At 70.8% G+C, this 17744-nt stretch carries 12 protein-coding genes; 5 read left to right on the top strand and 7 right to left on the bottom strand.

Annotated elements, in window-relative coordinates:
- Positions 1-50: 50 nt before the first annotated feature.
- The 4 genes from murJ to OEB96_RS12140 all read right to left on the bottom strand — a co-directional run bounded on the left by murJ (position 51) and on the right by OEB96_RS12140 (position 5504).
- Positions 51-1661 (bottom strand): murein biosynthesis integral membrane protein MurJ, encoded by a 1611-nt coding sequence (gene murJ, locus OEB96_RS12155; RefSeq protein WP_266215747.1) that lies wholly within the window; start codon positions 1659-1661, stop codon positions 51-53.
- Between the two features lie 132 nt (positions 1662-1793).
- The gene (locus OEB96_RS12150; protein WP_266215746.1) at positions 1794-2354 is read right to left on the bottom strand and encodes an NADAR family protein; all 561 of its coding nucleotides are present in this window, start codon (positions 2352-2354) and stop codon (positions 1794-1796) included.
- Positions 2355-2412: 58 nt separating this feature from the next.
- Positions 2413-3276, bottom strand: coding sequence for a tRNA pseudouridine(38-40) synthase TruA (truA, locus tag OEB96_RS12145; protein ID WP_266215745.1), 864 nt, complete (start codon positions 3274-3276; stop codon positions 2413-2415).
- A complete protein-coding gene (locus OEB96_RS12140) occupies positions 3273-5504 on the bottom strand; it encodes a DUF4215 domain-containing protein (protein ID WP_266215744.1) in 2232 nt (743 codons plus the stop codon). Before OEB96_RS12140 ends, truA begins: the two co-directional genes overlap by 4 nt.
- A gap of 356 nt (positions 5505-5860) precedes the next feature.
- On the opposite strand from OEB96_RS12140, the gene OEB96_RS12135 reads away from it, so the two are divergent.
- Complete coding sequence (locus OEB96_RS12135) at positions 5861-7048, top strand: saccharopine dehydrogenase family protein (protein ID WP_266215743.1); 1188 nt, start codon at positions 5861-5863, stop codon at positions 7046-7048.
- Positions 7049-7055: 7 nt separating this feature from the next.
- A complete protein-coding gene (gene nspC, locus OEB96_RS12130; RefSeq protein ID WP_266215742.1) occupies positions 7056-8252 on the top strand; it encodes a carboxynorspermidine decarboxylase in 1197 nt (398 codons plus the stop codon).
- Here nspC and OEB96_RS12125 read toward each other — a convergent pair.
- Positions 8200-9765, bottom strand: a complete 1566-nt coding sequence (locus OEB96_RS12125; RefSeq protein ID WP_266215741.1) for a hybrid sensor histidine kinase/response regulator — start codon at positions 9763-9765, stop codon at positions 8200-8202. The genes nspC and OEB96_RS12125 overlap by 53 nt on opposite strands.
- A 436-nt stretch (positions 9766-10201) precedes the next feature.
- Between OEB96_RS12125 and OEB96_RS12120 the strand changes: the two genes are divergently transcribed.
- The gene (locus OEB96_RS12120; RefSeq protein ID WP_266215740.1) at positions 10202-12763 is read left to right on the top strand and encodes a hybrid sensor histidine kinase/response regulator; all 2562 of its coding nucleotides are present in this window, start codon (positions 10202-10204) and stop codon (positions 12761-12763) included.
- Between the two features lie 24 nt (positions 12764-12787).
- Here the strand turns inward: OEB96_RS12120 and OEB96_RS12115 are convergent, their stop codons facing one another.
- Positions 12788-13531, bottom strand: coding sequence for a class I SAM-dependent methyltransferase (locus OEB96_RS12115; RefSeq protein WP_266215739.1), 744 nt, complete (start codon positions 13529-13531; stop codon positions 12788-12790).
- 67 nt (positions 13532-13598) lie between these two features.
- Here OEB96_RS12115 and OEB96_RS12110 point away from each other — a divergent pair, with 67 nt between their 5' ends.
- Complete coding sequence (locus OEB96_RS12110) at positions 13599-14873, top strand: lactonase family protein (RefSeq protein ID WP_266215738.1); 1275 nt, start codon at positions 13599-13601, stop codon at positions 14871-14873.
- On the opposite strand, the gene OEB96_RS12105 is transcribed toward OEB96_RS12110, so the two are convergent.
- A complete protein-coding gene (locus tag OEB96_RS12105) occupies positions 14870-16399 on the bottom strand; it encodes a peptidoglycan DD-metalloendopeptidase family protein (RefSeq protein WP_266215737.1) in 1530 nt (509 codons plus the stop codon). The genes OEB96_RS12110 and OEB96_RS12105 overlap by 4 nt on opposite strands.
- 169 nt (positions 16400-16568) lie before the next feature.
- On the opposite strand from OEB96_RS12105, the gene dusB reads away from it, so the two are divergent.
- Positions 16569-17744, top strand: a complete 1176-nt coding sequence (gene dusB / locus OEB96_RS12100) for a tRNA dihydrouridine synthase DusB (protein ID WP_266215736.1) — start codon at positions 16569-16571, stop codon at positions 17742-17744.

Genomic DNA, 17744 nt, shown 5'->3' with positions numbered 1-17744 from the left:
TTCCCATTCCATCGCGCGCCAGGCTCGCCTCCGCGAGGCTCCACAGCCCCTCACCCGCGACGTGCTCGCCCGCGACGAAGCAGCTTCCCCGGCATGCTCCACAAGAGCTGCGCCCCGGGATACCCCAACGCACGCAGCACTCCGGCGTAGGTGAAGAACCCCGCCCCGATGATCACCAGCAGCACCGGTGCGAGCACCAGCACGGGCCACGTCGTCGACCCAGCCCTCGCGGCGAGCTGCTGCGCCAGCCACCAGCCGCCCCATGCCACCGCGGCCAGGATCGCGTTGGCCACCAGCAACGCTCCCAGCCGTCGCGCTCGATCGGGCACCGGCAGCGGTCCGATGATCCGAGCGAACGCCACCCGCAGCACCAGCACGTTCGCCAGCGCCCCCAGCCCGGTGCCCAGCGCGATCCCGGGCGCGCCCAGCCAGCGGTAGGTGAGCGCGTTGAACACGATGTTGACCACCACCGCCGTCATCGAGGCCAACAGCGGGATCCGGGGCTTGTCGATGCCGTAGAACCCCGGCGCCAGGATCTTGACCAGGCTGTAGGGCAAGAGCCCCAGCACGTAGGCCTGCAGCACCAGCGCGATGGCCTCGGCGTCGGCCATCGACGTCTGACCGTGGCGATACACCAACACCGTGACCGGCACCGCGAGCACCAGCAAGCCCACGCTCGAGGCACTGACCAGCATCCAGCCCGCGCTGGCGCTCTCGGCCACGCGCTGGGCCAGCGCGCCGCGATCCCCTCGCGCCGCCTCCTCGCTGACGTGGGTGGTGGTCACCGTGGCCAGCGCGACCCCGAACACCCCCAGCGGCAGGAAGAACAGCCGAAACGCATAGCCGAGCTGGGCCACCGCGCCGTCGCCCAGCACCCCCGCGAACCCGGTGTTGACGAAGATGTTGATCTGCACCGCGGCCAACCCCACCGCGGCCGGAGCCATCAAGCGTGCGATCCGACGCAGCCCCGGGTCGTGCCACGCCCCCCGCAAGCGCAGCCCGGGGCGATAGCCCATGCGCCACAGCGACGGCAGCTGGGCCACCGCCTGCGCCACCCCGGCCAGCAGCGTGCCCACGCTCCACAGCATCACCCCGTGCTCGATGCCAGCGCCCGAGAGCCACACCACCACGCCCGCCACGATGCTGACCACGTTGAACACCGCAGGGGCGAGCGCGGGCACCACGAAGCGGCGCTGGGCGTTGAGCATGCCCATCCACACCGCGCCCAGGCTCACCAGCGCGAGGATCGGCATCATGATCCGAGTGAGCTCGGCGGCCAGGGCGACCTTCTCGGCGTCGCCCCCGAAGCCCCGCGCCATCGCGATCACCAGCGCCTCGCTCCACATGATCCCGAGCAGCGTCAGCAGGCCCGTCACGAGCAGCAGCACGCTCAGCACGAGGTTGCCCAGCGCATGGGCCCGGTCGCGTCCCTCCTGCTGCAAGGTCGAGGTGAAGGTGGGCACGAACGCGCTGGACAGAGCGCCCTCGGCCAGCAGGTCCCGCAGGAGGTTGGGGATGCGAAACGCCACCGTGTAGGCGTCGGCCACCGCCCCCACCCCGAACAGCGCCGCGAACACGACCTCGCGGCCGAGCCCGAGCACGCGCGACGCGAGCACGGCCACGGACACGCGACCGGTGGAGCGGAGGGCGTCGGGCACCATCGGGATGGTGGACCGGCGAGGGCCCCAGGTCGAAGAAACGTGCACGACCGGAGCCGCACGGGCTTCCTTGCGGTCATCGCGGGCGCGACTGCGGAAACAGCGCCCGCGCGCGACGCCCTGGCGAGTCCACCGCTACGGCAGCCGCGCTCGCGCTTCCATCAGCGCGAACCCCAAGAGGTTCAGCCCACGCCAGCGCGCGGGATCCTCGGCGCGGGGATCATCGTGCGCCAGCCCGATCCCCCACACCCGATCCACCGGGCTGGCCTCCACCAGCACGCGCCGGGCGGTCCCCAGCAGGAACTCGAGCAGCGCCGGGTGCTGGGAGAACTTGTGCACGTTGCCCTGGACCACGATCTCGAAGCGCCGCTGCGCCCACGTGTCCTCCGAGAACCCGCTGATGCGGCGGCCGTGAGCCTTGGCGTCGCCCGGACCGTGCACCTCGAGGATCTTGGCCCGCCGTGTCTCGTCGCCGAACAGGCGCGCCTTCTCGGCCATCATCCAGTGCTCGGCCGTGCGATAGAGCTGGCCGTCCACCGTGAACGGCGAGGGGTACCACTGGCTGAACACCCACGAGCCGATCGCCCCGTCGACCTTGGCGGTGTGGCCCCAGAAGAACACGTACTTGGCGCGAGCCCCCGCCGCCACCGCGGCGGCAAGGGTCTCCACGTCGCGGGCGTCGGCAGGATCGGCCATGCCCCCCGATGGTAGCCGAGACGGACCGCCGCGGGCAGGCGTCCCCCGAAGGTCTCGCTCACCACTGCGGTCCCGCGCCCGCGGTCCCCGGCCAGCGCACCTCCATCAAGGTCAGTCCACATGCAGGCGCGGTCGGGCCCGCCCTGGTGCGATCGGGGATCGACAGCAGCTGCGCGATCGAGTCCACCGGCCGTCGTCCCAGCCCCACCTCGACCAGCGTGCCGACCATGATCCGCACCATGTTGTAGAGGAACGCGCTGCCGTGCACGTCCACCTCGATCACGTCGGGGCCATGCCCGGGCGCGCCGCCATCCGCCACCGCGTCGAGCCGTCCCGGATCCCCGAGCGGACCGCGAGGGTCGGCCCCCCAGCGCAGGGTGACGCGATCGATGGTGCGCTCGGTGCTCGTGGCCTGACAGTGCGCGCTGCGAAAGCTCCCGAAGTCATGGGTGCCCTCGAGGGCACGCGCCGCCGCTTGCATCACCGAGGGATCGAGCCGTCGCCGCAGCGACCACTCGCCGTGCACCGCGAGCGGGTCGCGGGCGTCGGTGCACCGGATCCGATAGCGGTAGTGCTTGCCCGCGTTGCCGCGCCGCACGTCCACGGGAGCGCCGTCGTGGCCGTGCTCCTCCCAGGCCGCGAGCACGGCCACGTCGGGCGGCAGGCGGCCATTGAGGGCACGGGCCACGCCTCGCGGCGGGATCGCGCGTGGCCCCTCGAACGCGACCAGCTGCCCCCGTGCATGCACCCCCGCATCGGTACGCGAGGCTCCGCGGGTGGGCACCGGCGCGCCGTAGAGGCCCGCCAGCGCCGTCTCGAGCTCGCCCTGCACCGTGCGGATCGGACCGCCGGGACCGGCTGCCTGGCGAGCGAACCCGTGAAACGCGGATCCGTCGTAGGCCACGCGCAGGAGCGTGCTCATCGGGGCGAGCATAGCCCGGGTCGGCGACGGCGTCGGAAGAGCCCCGCGCCCAGCACGATCCACAGCGGCCCCCACGGCGAGCGTCGACCCGTGCGGCAGTTGCAGCTCGAGTCCACGCTCCCGACCCCGGCGCTCTGGCCGTCCTCGGTCTCGGTCCCACTGCCGCCGGCCGTGCCCATGGTTCCCCCCGTCGCGCTCACGCCATCTCCCGCGCCCGAGCCACCACCGGAGTCGCCCTCGGCCGAGGCATCGCCCACGGTGGCGCTGCCCACCGTCCCCGCCGTGTCGTCCAGCCCCACCGTGCCATCGCTCACCGTGCCGGCGCTCGCGCTCATCGTACCCGCGCTCTCGGTACCCATGCTCTCGGTACCCATGCTCTCGGTGCCCATGCTCTCGGTGCCGCTCGCCGATGCGCTCGCCGACCCCATGCTGTCGGTACCCATGCTGTCGGTGCCCATGCTGTCGGTGCCCCCGCTCGCCGATGCGCTCGCCGACCCCATGCTGTCGGTGCCCATGCTGTCGGTGCCCCCGCTCGCCGACGCGCTGCCCGACCCCATGCTGTCGGTGCCCCCGCTCGCCGATGCGCTGCCCGACCCCATGCTGTCGGTGCCCCCGCTCGCCGATGCGCTGCCCGACCCCATGCTGTCGGTGCCCATGCTGTCGGTGCCGCCCACCGGGACGATGGTGCAGTCGTTGGCGCACCCATCGGTCTGATCGAAGTTGCCGTCGTCGCACTCCTCCACCCCGGCGTGCACCACCCCGTCGCCGCAGGTCGCAGCCTCGCAGCTGGTCAGGCAATCGTCGGTGTCGTCGAGATCGGCGTCGTCGCACTCCTCCACGCCGACCTGCACCACGCCATCACCGCAGGTGGCGACGATGCAGCCCACCAGGCAGGCATCCGAGTCGTCGAGGTTGCCGTCGTCGCACTCTTCCACTCCGGCCAGCGGGAAGCCATCGCCACAGAACGCCACCTGGCACGTCGTGGGACACAGGTCGGTGTCGTCGGGGTTGCCGTCGTCGCACTGCTCGAACGGATCGATGATGCCGTTGCCGCAGCACGAGGCCGGCAGCTCCACCATCGCCTCGGTCTGGCTGAGCCCATCGTCGAGGCCCAGCGTGACGTAGACGTACGGGGCCTCGCCCAGCAGCCGGGTGGGCGTGTTGGGCGGCGCGGTGAGATCGACGATGTCGAAGTCGGCCGCTCCGTCGCCGTCGACGTCGAGATCGTCCTCGAACGAGGTCACGATCGCCCGGGCCGTGCCCACCAGATCGGCCGCGTCGCACGCGAGGAACACCGTCTTGCGAAAGCCCACCGCGAGCGGGTCGTAGCCCCACATGAACGCGGCCTGGCCCAGGTCGTTGATGCCGATCGCACGCACCGAAGCCGAGCTCTCCAGGGTGATGCCCGCCACCACGTCGCCCTCGCGCAGCACGATGGAGCCGTCGTAGGCGATGAAGTCGTCGCTGGTATCGGGGCCGTCGGTATCCCCGCTGAACAGGTAGTGCCCAAAGTCGTTGATCGCCACCAGATCGAAGTTGTCCCAGTTGTCGCCGGCGCCGCTGGGATCGAGCTCGCGAGCCACCAGCGCGCCATCGACCCACAGGAAGTTGTCGGTGTCGGAGGGACCCTCCATGTTGAGGACCGCGATCCGGTGCATGCCGCTCTCGGCCACGGCGTAGTCGCCGTCGATCCCCTGGGCGTTGTCGTCGATGACGAATGCACCGATCGGCTGACCGGCGCGCAGCACCACCTCGGCACTGGCCAGCGTGCCATCGGGGGCACGAAACAGCCCGAAGCCGTCCTCGATGCCGTCGCCGTTGGAATCGACCCCCGCCCGCCAGTAGATCGCCCCGGTGCTGGTCATCGAGGGAAACGAGAACGAGACGTAGGTCGAGCCGGGGATGAACCCCACCGCGGGATCACCCACGAGCGCGAAGATCCCCGCGTTGGTGTAGAGCGCATCGACCCCGTTGACGTCGGGCGCATAGACGAACGCCCCCATGCCGTTGCTGTCCATGTGGGGATCGATGCTCGAGAGCACGTCGATGAGATCGTCGCTGCCCTCCCACACCACGGTGTCGTCGATGAACACGAAGTGGTCGCCGTTGTCGTAGAGGCCGACGAACGCGACCTCGTTGCTGGCGTTGACGTACGGTGCGTGCACGTCGACCACCGCGGGCCCGCCGGTGGGCGTGTCGCCCTGGCGCAGGACGATCGTGCCGGACACCACGGCCGCCGAGGCCGGAGCACCGACCGACCATACACACGAGCACGCGCAGACGAGCGACGCGCCGACCCGAGCGCGCGAACGTCCAACGCAGGAACGGAATCCCACGAGGCCAACCATGGCCCCCCGACGATAGCGCGGCTCGTTGCGGCGAGGGCGAAGTTCCGCCCCGTGACCATCCCGAGGTCGTCGCGAGCCCCGCGTGTCACCGACCGCGACGCGGCGCTTTCCCTGGCCCGCTCGGGCCGCCCATTTTCTCTTTTGATTTCAAGTCACTATGCCTCGATGATCACTCCCTGCTAGGGTCCGCCGCGGCTGGGCTCGCGCTCGGTCTCACCCCAAGGGAGCAGTTTTCCATGCCCAAGGTCCTCATCATCGGCGCAGGCGGCGTGGGCGGCGTGGTCGCCCACAAGTGTGCCCAAAACCCCCAGGTCTTCGAGGAGATCGTCCTCGCCAGCCGCACCAAGGCCAAGTGCGATGCGATCGCCGATCAGGTCAAGCAGATCCAGGGCCGCGAGCTCACCACCGCTCGCGTCGATGCCGACGACGTGGCCGAGACGGTGGAGCTGATCGAGCAGGTGCGCCCCGACCTGCTCATCAACGTGGCCCTGCCCTACCAGGACCTCCCGCTGATGGACGCATGCCTGCAGACGGGGGTCGACTACCTCGACACCGCCAACTACGAGCCCAAGGACACCGCCAAGTTCGAGTACCACTGGCAGTGGGCCTACCGCGAGCGCTTCAAGGACGCGGGCATCATGGCCCTGCTCGGGTCGGGCTTCGACCCGGGCGTGACCAACGTGTTCTGCGCCCACGCGCGCGACGAGCTGTTCGACACCATCGACACCATCGACATCCTCGACTGCAACGGCGGCGATCACGGGCACGCGTTCGCGACCAACTTCAACCCCGAGATCAACATCCGCGAGATCACCCAGAATGGACGCTACTGGGAGGGCGGCGAGTGGGTCGAGATCGAGCCCATGTCGCAGAGCATGATGTTCGACTTCCCCGGGGTCGGCGAGCGCAAGGCGTTCCTGCTCTATCACGAGGAGCTCGAGTCGCTGGTGCAGAACATCCCCGGTCTGCAGCGCATCCGCTTCTGGATGACCTTTGGCGAGGAGTACCTCACGCACCTGCGGGTGCTCGGCAACGTGGGCCTGACCAGCATCGAGCCCATCGAGTTCCAGGGCCACAAGATCGTGCCGCTGCAGTTCCTCAAGGCGCTCTTGCCCGATCCGGCCAGCCTGGCCCAGGGCTACACCGGCAAGACCTCGATCGGCTGCCTGGTCCGGGGCACCAAGGACGGCAAGCCGCGCAAGGTGTTCGTCTACAACGTGTGCGACCACGCCGAGACCTACCGCGAGGTGCGGGCGCAGGCCGTCTCGTACACCACGGGGGTGCCCGCGGTGGTCGGCGCCGAGATGATCCTGACCGGCAAGTGGCGACGCCCGGGCGTGTGGAACATGGAGCAGCTGCCCTCCGAGCCGTTCCTGTCCCGACTCGGACCGGCGGGGCTGCCCTGGCACGTGCAGGAGCTGTAGGAAGGCCGTGTCCACCGCGCTGCAGCTGCCCCATCCGGCCCCGGATCTCCCCCTCGAGCAGGTGCCCACGCCCTGCTACGTGGTGGACCTGGGCTTCCTCGACAAGAACCTCGACGTGCTCGCCGACGTGCAGGCCCGCAGTGGGGCCAAGATCCTGCTGGCCCTCAAGGGCTTTGCGATGTGGAGCGTGTTCGACCGGATCGCCAAGGTGCTGCCCGGGATCACGGCCAGCGCGCCCGACGAGGCCCAGCTCGGCCGCGAGCACTTCGGCGGCGAGGTGCATGTGTGCTCGCCGGCCTACAGCGAGTCGGACCTGCGGACGCTGCTGCCGCTGTGCGATCACATCGTGTTCAACTCGCTGTCGCAGTGGCGGCGCTTCGCTCCCACGGTCCGCGCCCACGGCGAGCGGGCTGGCCACCCCCCTGGCAAGCGCATCGAGCTGGGGCTGCGGATCAACCCCGAGCACAGCGAGGTGGAGGTTCCGCTCTACGATCCCTGCGGGCCACGATCGCGCCTGGGGGTACGACGCGCGGAGCTCGAGGGCGTGGAGCTGCACGACCTCGACGGCCTGCACTTCCACAGCCTGTGCGAGCTGGGCTCGGACGCGCTGCAGCGCACGCTGGCCGCGGTGGAGAGCGAGTTCGCGGCGTTCATCCCCGGGCGCAAGTGGGTCAACTTCGGCGGGGGTCACCACATCACGCGGCCGGACTACGATCGCGAGCTGCTCGTGCGCCTGGTGACCGACTTTCGCGAGCGCTGGAAGACCGAGGTCTACCTCGAGCCCGGCGAGGCCATCGCGCTGGGCACCGGGGTGCTGGTGGCCTCGGTGCTCGACGTGCTGCACAACGAGGTCGACATCGCCATCCTCGACGCCTCGGCCACGTGCCACATGCCCGACGTGCTCGAGATGCCCTACCGGCCGCGGATCGTGGGCGCGGGCGATCCCGGCGAGAAGCCGCACCTGTGGCGACTGGGCGGACCGAGCTGCCTGGCGGGAGACGTGATCGGCGACTACAGCTTCGACCGCCCGCTGCGCGTGGGCGACAAGCTGGTGTTCATGGACATGGCCCACTACACGATGGTCAAGAACACCACCTTCAACGGGGTGCGGCTGCCATCGATCGCGACCTACGACCCGAGCACTCGCTCCGTCATCGTGGTGCGGCGCTTTGGGTACGAAGACTACGCGAGTCGCCTGAGCTGAGCGCACGCACGGCGCCGCTGGCATCGCACAGGCTCGCGAGCAGGGCCACCAGCTCGAACGGATCGACCGGCTTGGCCGTGAACGCCTGGAATCCCGCCCGCAGCGCGTGGACCCGGGCGCTCGGCACGGTGTGCGCGGACACGGCCACGGCCGGGGTGCGCGAGCGATCGGACTGCCGCTCGAGCCTCCGCAGCTTGCGGATCAGCGTGAACCCGTCCTCGTCGGGCATCTCGAGATCGGAGAGCACCGCATCGAAGCGCTGCGCGCCGAACACCTGCTGGGCCCGGGCCGAGCCCTCCACCCCCACCACCTCGGCGCCGTGCGCCCGCAGGATGCCCTCGAGCAGCTCGCGGGCGTCGCGGTGGTCCTCGACCAGCAGGACCCGCAGCCCCAGCAGCTCGTCGCCGTGCACCTCGCCGACCGCCACGGCGGGCAGCGTCACCGCCGAGGTGCGGCGAAACATCGGTCGAGGGAGGCTCACGGTGAAGGTCGCCCCCTGCCCTGGGCCATCGCTGTGGGCCATCGCCACCCCGCCATGGAGCTCGACCAGGTGCCGCACGATCGACAGCCCCAGCCCCAGCCCCCCGCTGCGTCGTGCATCCGCATCGTCGGCCTGGCAGAAGCGATCGAACACGAACGGCAGCAGCTCGGCCGTGATGCCCCGCCCGTTGTCGCTCACCGCGACCTCCACGTGCGACGTTCCCCGGCGCACGGTCACCGTGATCCGCCCGCCGCGCTCGGTGTGCTTGGTCGCGTTGGAGATCAAGTTCCACAGGATCTGCAGCAGCCGATCGGGATCGCCCCGAATCACGTGCTCGCCATCGTCGGTGCACAGCTCCAGCCCGATGCCCTTGGCGTCGGCGGCAGGGCGGCCTGCCTCGAGCGCCTGCCGGGCCACCAGCGCCAGATCCACCGTGCGCACGTCCAGGCGCATGCGTCCGGTGATCGCCCGCGAGACATCCAGGAGGTCCTCGGTGAGCTGGGTCTGCGCCACGATGGCGCGCTCGATCACGTCGAGACCGCGGCGCACCAGCTCGGGGTCGCTCAGCTGGTGACGCATCAACGCGACCCAGCCCGCAATCGCATGCAGCGGGGTGCGAAGCTCGTGGGACACCGAGGCGAGCCACTCGTCCTTGAGACGACACGCCTGCTCGGCCTGCTCGCGAGCGCGTCGCTCGAGCGCCAGCAGTGAGCAACGCTCGCGCTCGAGCTCCTCGCGGCGCTCGATCTCCTGGTGCAGGTGCTCGAGCTTCGCGCGGAGCTCCACCGGCACCGCGTCCGCCCGCATGCGCAGGTGCAGCAGCACCAGCGTGCCCTCGGCATCGGCGCTCGAGGCATCGACGTTCCAAGAGGTCGATCCATCCCGCCGCGTCATCACCGAGGGCACGGGCTCCACCGAGCCCGCAGCGAGCCGCAGGTAGCGTCGAAGACCGCCGGGGACCTCCATTCGGTCGAGCAGGCAGGCGCCCTCCAGCGCCGGCCCCAGCGCCGCGCCGGCGGCCCGATTGGCCACGATCACCTCCCCTCCTGCACGCACGAGCAGTAAGGGTTCGTGGATTCGCTCCGCTGCGATCCTAAACGTAGTGCTCGGCACTATGTCGGCCTGTTTCCTTCCGCGCCCCTCCCACTCGACCTACATGGGAGCAGAAGAGCGCCCAATCACCACGCGTCTCCTGGGACCCCAATTCCAAGCCACAATGGACCTCCTCGGTGTTGGTTGTGACACGCGGTCTGTCAACTACGAAAGCTCGAGCTTGCGGTTGCTCGTTCATGGCGTAGGCCGTCGCACGCGCCTACTCATGTCTCCTGCGTCCACCACGCACGACCTCGCGTCCCTTTCGCGCTCGAGCACGTCGTTGTCGGTGTCGGCGCTGAGCGTCCGGCACGGCGATGGCATCCGGCCCCCGCCGAACCTCGATTCGGTGGTCCGAGGCCTCGCCGCGACGTGCATGGCAATCGGCCTGATCGTGCTGGTCGGCTGGGTGAGCGGGTGGTCCTGGCTCACGTCGTTCATCGGCCACGGGGTCCCGACCAGGCCCAACACCGCGGTCGGCCTGGTGCTGGCCGGAATCGGCCTTTGGACCATGGCCCGCGATCCCACCGGGTTGTCCTCGTTCCCCGCCACGCTCGGCGGATTGGTCGCCGGACTGGGGCTGGTCACCGTCGCCGGGCACCTCGTCGGGCGCGGCCTGGTGCTCGACCAGCTGCTGTCCGCGTCGAAGACCGCGGACCCCGGCCCGATGGCGCTGGGAACGGCGCTGGGGCTCGTGCTGGCCGGGGTCTCGATGCTGCTGCGCCGCTTCCACGCGGGCGCAGCCAGCGTGACGGGCCTGGGCGTGCTGCTGGTCGGCACCCTGATGACCATCGAGTATCTGCTGGGCATCGAGGTCGTCTACGGCGTGGAGGAGTGGCGCAGCGCCGCCATGGCCCTTCCCACCGCGCTGGGCTTGCTGGTGCTGGGCGGCGGACTGCTGCTCACGCGACCGCGCCGGGGCTTCACGGCCATGCTCACCGGCCATGGGCCAGGTGCGACCCTCGCCCGACGCATGACCCCCGTGGCCGTGCTGGTCCCGGTGGGGGTGGCGTGGCTGTCGACGATGGGCGCTCACCCCTCGACCCGAGGTCACGAGGGCCTGTCGTTCGGGGTGGTGACCGGCATGGCGATGCTGCTGGCGGCCACCCACTGGACCTCGGTATGGCTGCAGCGGACCGAGCTGTCTCGCCAGCGAGCCCGCGACCGCCTCGCCCGGCGCGAGCACCAGCTCGAGAAGGCGCTGCTCGGCGAGCGCGAGGCCCGACGTCGAGCCGACTTCGAGGCCGCCACGCATCGCACCCTGCGTCGGCTGGCCACCTCGTTCTCCCAGCATCGAGAGCAAGAAGCGCTGGTGCAGCACATCATCGACGAAGCCACCGCGCTGGTCGATGCGACGGTGGGTACGCTGTGCGCGGATTCAACCGGCGAGGCCGGTGTCGTGGTGAGGCTCCATGCGTCGAGCGGTCGGCAAGCGGCCGCGACGCCCATCGAGCCCAATGCCGAGCCCGGCCCGCCGCTCGCTCCCGAGCCTGGTGATGTCGCCGAGGCTCCCGCGCCACCGGCCACCCCGTCCATGCCGCGGTTCGAGGCCGACGTCGTGATCGTGATCGGCGACACCAACAACAACCCGGAGGCGGCGAACTGGCTCCCGCGTCCGCTCGATCACCCACCCGTGCGCAGCGTGCTGGGGGCCCCCGTCGTCACCAGCAGCGGGCAGGTGCTGGGGGGGCTGCTCGTCGGGCATCCCGAGCCCAAGCACTTCGACGACGAGGACGTCAACCTGCTGCGCAAGATCGCCGAGATCGCCGCCACCGCGCTCGAGACGGCGCAGCTGATGGCGGCGCTGCGTCGCAGCGAGGCCCAGGCCCACGAGGCCGATCGCCGCAAGGATCAGTTCCTCGCGATGGTCGGCCACGAGCTGCGCAACCCGCTGGCTCCCATCGCGGCTGCCCTCGAGATGCTCCACGCCCAGGGCAGGCCGGGGCAGGACACCATGTGGTCCGTCGTCAACCGCCAGATGCGACACCTGCGTCGACTGGTCGACGACCTGCTCGACGTGGCGCGGATCGGCCGGGGCATGTTCGAGGTCACACCACACGCCACCGCGATGACCGACGTGGTCACGCTGGGGGTGGAGATGGTGCGCGACCTCGTGCACAAGCGACGGCACACGCTCACGGTCGACGTGCCCGAGCAGGGCCTGGCGATCGTGGTCGACGAGCATCGCATGGCACAGGTGGTCGCCAACCTGCTCTCGAACGCGGCCAAGTACACCGAGCCCGGAGGGCACCTGGAGGTCGCCGCCCGGCGCAACGACGACTCGCTGACCGTGACCGTTCGCGACGATGGGCCCGGCATCGACGACCACAGCCTCGCGTCGTTGTTCGGACCGTTCGTGCAGGGACCGCGGACGCTCGACCGCGCCGACGGCGGGCTCGGCCTCGGGCTGACGCTGGCCCGCGCGATCGTCGAGCGGCACGGAGGCACGATCACGGGCCGTCGCCTGCGTCCCCGGGGCACCGAGTTCACCGTGGTGCTGCCGCAGGCCGAGCTCCCGGCCGCCCCCATTCCCATCAAGGCTCGGCGCCACCACCACGACCGGGCCCTGCAGGTGCTGGTGGTCGACGACAACGAGGATGCGGCCCAGATGCTGTCGATCCTGATGGGCTCGTGGGGCTATCAGTGCAGCACCGCGATCCATCCCAACGAAGCGCTCGCGCTGGTCGAGCGCGAGCCTCCCGACGTGGCGATCGTCGACATCGGGCTGCCCGACATGAGCGGCTACGAGCTGGTCGGACACCTACGCAAGATCCTCCACCACGACGCATTGATCGTGGCCCTCACCGGCTATGGTCAGTCGCGCGACCGCGAGCAGGCGCTCGAGGCCGGCTTCGACGCGCACTTCACCAAGCCGGTCTCGTCCAAGGACCTACGCACCATGCTCGAGGACTTCGGGCGACAGCGCGCGCATGGGTAGCCTGGCGAAGCCGTCCCGCGTGAGCTACTTGCGACCGACTGCCACCAGCCGTAGGGCGCCGGGGCCGTAGGGGCGGCCGTCGAGGCCCCCGTAGAGCTCGACCCTGGAGAGGCCGGCCCAGCTCATCAGCTCGCGTAGCTCGCGACCCGAGTAGAGCGTGTGCTCGAAGTGGAATCGCTGCACCTCGCGGTCGCGAATCAAGAGCCACTCGCTGCGCGCGCGGCCCCAGTCGTCGTGGATCTCCACCCGCTGGATCAGCAGCGATCCGTCGCGCTCCTGGGTGGGCTGCCGGTTCAGCGGCAAGCGCTCCGCCAGCGCCTCCTTGCCGACCATGTCGAGCACGATGACCCCGTCGTCGTGGATGCTCTCGACCATGTTCTTGAGCACCTTCATGTCATCGGCCTGAGCCGGGAAGAAGCCGAACGAGGTCGCGAGGTTCACGGCCAGATCGAACGCTCCGGGCTCGACGAACTCGCGCATGTCCTTGCGGACCCAGTCGATCGCGACCTTGGCCTCGTCGGCCCGCTCGCTGGCCTTGCGCAGCAGGTAGTCGCTGAGATCCACCCCCGTGACCTGCAGGCCGGCCCTGGCGAGCGGAACCGCGTGGCGCCCCGGTCCGCAGCACAGGTCGAGCACGCGACCCGAGCTCACCCCCGACAGCTCGAGCAGCTTGAGCACCTCCTCGTGCGCGCCCTCGAAGCTCTCCGGCGAGAACATCACGGGGTAGATGTCCGCCCAGAAGCCCTCGTCGGTGAACCAGTCCGCCATGGTGGCGATCATGCCACGACCTCCCGCCCGTTGGGGTACCGTACGCCGGAAGGAGCGACAAAGAGCCATGGGCAACGGACGCGCGACGTGGATGTGGACGACGATGGCCGCGTGCTGTCTTGGTTGCAGTGGCTGCGGCGACAGCAGCGGCGACGGCGACGGCAGCACGGGGGGGACCGCGACCACCGAGATCACGGCGCCGTCCACCACGCAGCCCGACCCCACCAGCTCGACCAGCTCGGGCGCCGACTCCACCAGCACCACCGTCGACCCCGACGGCACCGGCACCGGCGACACCGACGACACCGGGGAACCCGAGCCACCCGAGGGCACCTTCTGGGTGTTCGTGACGGCCAACCAGGGCGTGTCCACGTGGTCGATGGATCCGGTCACCGGCGCGCTCACGCTCGAGCGCGAGCTGCCCATCGGCGCGGACGTGGGGCCGTTGGCCTCCGATCCTCAGCACCGCGCGCTCTACGTGGGGGTCACCGGCGCGCAGCGGGCCGATGCCTTCGCGATCGATCCAGTCACGGCCGACCTCACCCCGCTTGGGCAGGTGGGCCTGGGACTCAACCCCGTGTACCTGTCGACCGATCGCACCGGCCGGCACCTGCTGACCTCCACCTTCGGCGGCGACGAGCTGGCGATCTTCCCGATCGAGCGCGACGGCTCGCTCGGCGGACCCGAGACCCAGCGCCTGGACACGCCGGAGGAGCCGCACTCGATCATCGTCCATGCGAGCAACCAGTGGGTGGTGGTCCCGCATCGCACGCCCGATCTCATCGGCCAGTATGCGCTCGACGAGGCCACGGGCACGGTGAGCGCCGGCGCGGTCCCCCAGGCAAGCGCACCAGCCGGCACGGGTCCGCGCCACCTGGTGTTCCATCCCGACGGCGGCCACGCCTACGTGAGCGACGAGTTCTCCGACAGCGTCAGCGTGTACGCCTTCGACGCCAGCAGCGGGCAGCTCACGCACCTGGCCACCGAGAGCACGATCCCCGCGGGCTTCGACGGATCCAACAACACCTGCGCCGACGTCCACATCACGCCCGACGGGCGCTTCGTCTACGTGAGCAACCGGGGCCACGACAGCCTGGCCATGTTCGCGGTGGACCCCGTCACCGGTCTGCTGACCTCGCTGGGGCAGGTCTCCACCGAGCCCCGCCCGCGGGAGTTCGAGGTCTCGCCGCGCGGGCGCTACGTGTTCGCGGCCGGGCAAGACTCGGGCATGGTCGCCAGCTACGCGATCGACCAAGAGACCGGGGTGCTCACGCCCGGGCCCGTCTACGACGTGGGGCCCACCCCGCTGTGGGTGCTGGCGATCGAGCTGCCGCCGGTCTAGCGATGTGCCATCCGCAGGGCGCGACGCCGTGGGGCAATGTCCTCGTCGTAGCGCGAGCGCTGATCCTCGGGGATCGGCTCACCCACGCGCTCGGCCCGAGCGCTGCCCTTGGCTTGCAGGCGCATGGGCTCCATGGTCCGCGGCTCACCATCGACCTCGTGCCACAGCTCGAGCCGTAGGCGGTCGTGCGGCGTGCGCCCCGAGTGCCCGGCGAGCGCGATGATCTGCCCCTGCCGCACCTCGCTGCCCACGTCCAGCGCCCCCACCGTACGCAGCAGGTGTGCGTAGCGAACCCTCGTGCCGTCGCGGAGCTCGATGTCGAGGAACTCGCCGCGATCGCCGTCGTGATCGAGCTCGACCACGATGCCATCACCCACCGCCGACAGCGGCGCGCCCTCGGGCAGGCGATAGGCCGCACCCAAGCGCCCCTCCACCACCTCGAGCGAGGGCGGCAGCATGCCGCGGGCCTCGGGCGAGACGTGGTGCCAGGCCACGGGCGAGCGCAGCAGCGCCCGGCGCACGGGCTGCCCCTTGGCGTCGAAGTAGGCGCTGTGTCCCCCCTCGGGCTTGTACAGGAAGGACTCCACGCGGGCGGTGGCTCCGTGGTAGCGCAGCGCCAGGATCGCCCCGTAGCGATGGAAGCTGCGGCCCAGCCAGCGCTTCTCCACGATCACCCCGAGCTGATCGTCGGGGCGTGGCTCGGTCATGAGATCCACGTCGTGGGCCAGCACCGCGGCGACCAGCCGCGCCAGCTCGGGCTTCTCGCCGGCCTGCTCCACGGCCGCCCGCAGGTCGGCGTTGCGTCCGAGGGTCAGCGCCACCACCTCCACGTCGGCCCGCAGCGGATGCTGGAGGTTGCGCACCGAGAATCCCTCGGCCGCATCGCCATCGCGACAGGCCTGGAGCACGTGGCCCTCGGCCAGCTCGATCTCCAGTGCCCGCACCCCGCCCAGGCGATCCATCGCCACGCGCACGGGAGCCCCGCTCCCGCCCAGCAGGGCGAGGTCCACATGGGTGCGCACGTTGGCCTCGACGCGATCGATCTCGGTGCCCTCGACCCCGAGCTGCAACAGCGCCAGCCTCAGCGTGAGCCCCCGCGAGAGCGTCGACTCGAGGTGCACCAGATCGTCGAGCCCCTCGAAGATCCGCACGGGATCTCCGGTGCAGGCGCGCTCGGGAGGGTCGGCCACCGGAGGCAGCGGGCCCCCGTGGTGCCCGATGGCCGCGACCGGAGCCCCGCCCCACAGCCCGGTCAGGGCGCCCTCGCCTCGCCACAGGAACACGTACGCGTTGACCAGGGCCAGCACCGCCATCAGCAGCACGGTGCGGTTTCGGGCCTTGCGCTCCGCGGGATCGAGCGGCGCCCGCGGTCGTCGGCGCAGCGAGAACGATCGCGTCGTCGGCCGAGCGTTGGCGTCGACCCGCCGGTTCGAGCTTCGGCGAGCTCGCTTGCGCGGACGGCTCGCGGCCAGCCGCTCGGTACGCGGCTGCTTGTGGCTGCGGGGGCGCTTTGCGGAGCGAGGCACGGCAACGGCGGAGGGAGCGGGCAGCAGGGCCAGCAATCCCAGAAACTGGCTAGCACGGGGGTGTCGCCCCCCAAACTTTTCGGCGAGTCGGTCCCGGACCGAGCCCACGCGACCGGCCGGGACCCGCGCCCTCCCCTCGTCGGGCGCTTCCTGCTATGCGTCCCGGGTCGTGGACCCCACCTACCGCAGCGAGCAGAACCGCGACGTGCCGCCCGCACGCCCCGGGGAATTCGCCCCGATCCCGCTGGGGCCCATGGCGGTGTGGCCTCCGGTGGTGCTCGCCCCCATGGCCGGGGTGACCAACTACCCGTTCCGGAGCCTCTGCCAGCGCTTCGGCGCCGGGCTCTACGTCAGCGAGATGATCACGGCCCGCCCGCTGGTCGAGGGCAACGCCAAGACCCTGCGCCTGGCCGGCTTCGGCCCCGACGAGCACCCCAGGAGCTTGCAGCTCTACGGCGTCGACCCGCACTACGTGGGGCTGGCGGTGGAGCGCCTGGTCGGAGAGGGCGCGGTCGATCACATCGACATGAACTTCGGGTGCCCCGTCCGCAAGGTCACCCGCAAGGGAGGCGGCGCCGCCATTCCCATCAAGCCCAGGCTCCTGCGCAACATCGTGCGGGCCGCAGTGCGGGCGGCCGGCACGGTGCCGGTGACCATCAAGTTCCGCATGGGGATCGACGACCAGCACCTCAGCTCGCCGCAGGCCGGCATCATCGGCGAGGAGGAAGGCTGTGCGGCCGTGGCCCTGCACGCCCGCACCGCCGCGCAGCTCTACGACGGCCAGGCTCGCTGGGAGGCGATCGCCGAGCTCAAGCAAGCGGTGCGCACGATCCCCGTGCTGGGCAACGGCGACATCTGGGAGGCCGAGGACGCGCTGCGCATGATGAGGCAGACCGGCTGCGACGGCGTGGTCGTGGGCCGCGGCTGCCTGGGTCGACCGTGGCTGTTTCGCGATCTCGCCGACGTGTTCGAGGGCCGCGAGCCCGCCGATCCTCCGCGGCTGGGTGCGGTGGTCGAGATCATGCTCGAGCACGCGCAGCGGCTGTGCGCATGGGTGGGGCAGCCCCATGGCGTTCGCATGTTTCGACGGCACGCGACCTGGTACACCAAGGGCTTTCGCGGCAGCGCTCGGCTGCGGCAGCAGGTGATGCAGGCCGGCACGCTCGCGGAGCTCCGCCAGGCGCTCGCGGGGCTCGACCCCGAGGAACGCTTTCCCCCCTCGGCGATGCGGGTGCCCCGGGGCAAGACGGGCGGCACGCAGAAGGTCGCCCTGCCCGACGGCTACCTCGACGACCTCGAGGACGACACGCCCCCGCAGGCCGAGGAAGACAGCGACGGCGGCTGA

The organism is Paraliomyxa miuraensis, from assembly GCF_026337845.1.
In the GTDB taxonomy this organism is placed as follows: Bacteria; Myxococcota_A; Polyangia; order Nannocystales; family Nannocystaceae; genus Paraliomyxa; species Paraliomyxa miuraensis.
The sequence above is the reverse complement of the archived record's forward strand: the minus strand, read 5'-3'. Positions and strand labels throughout refer to the sequence as shown.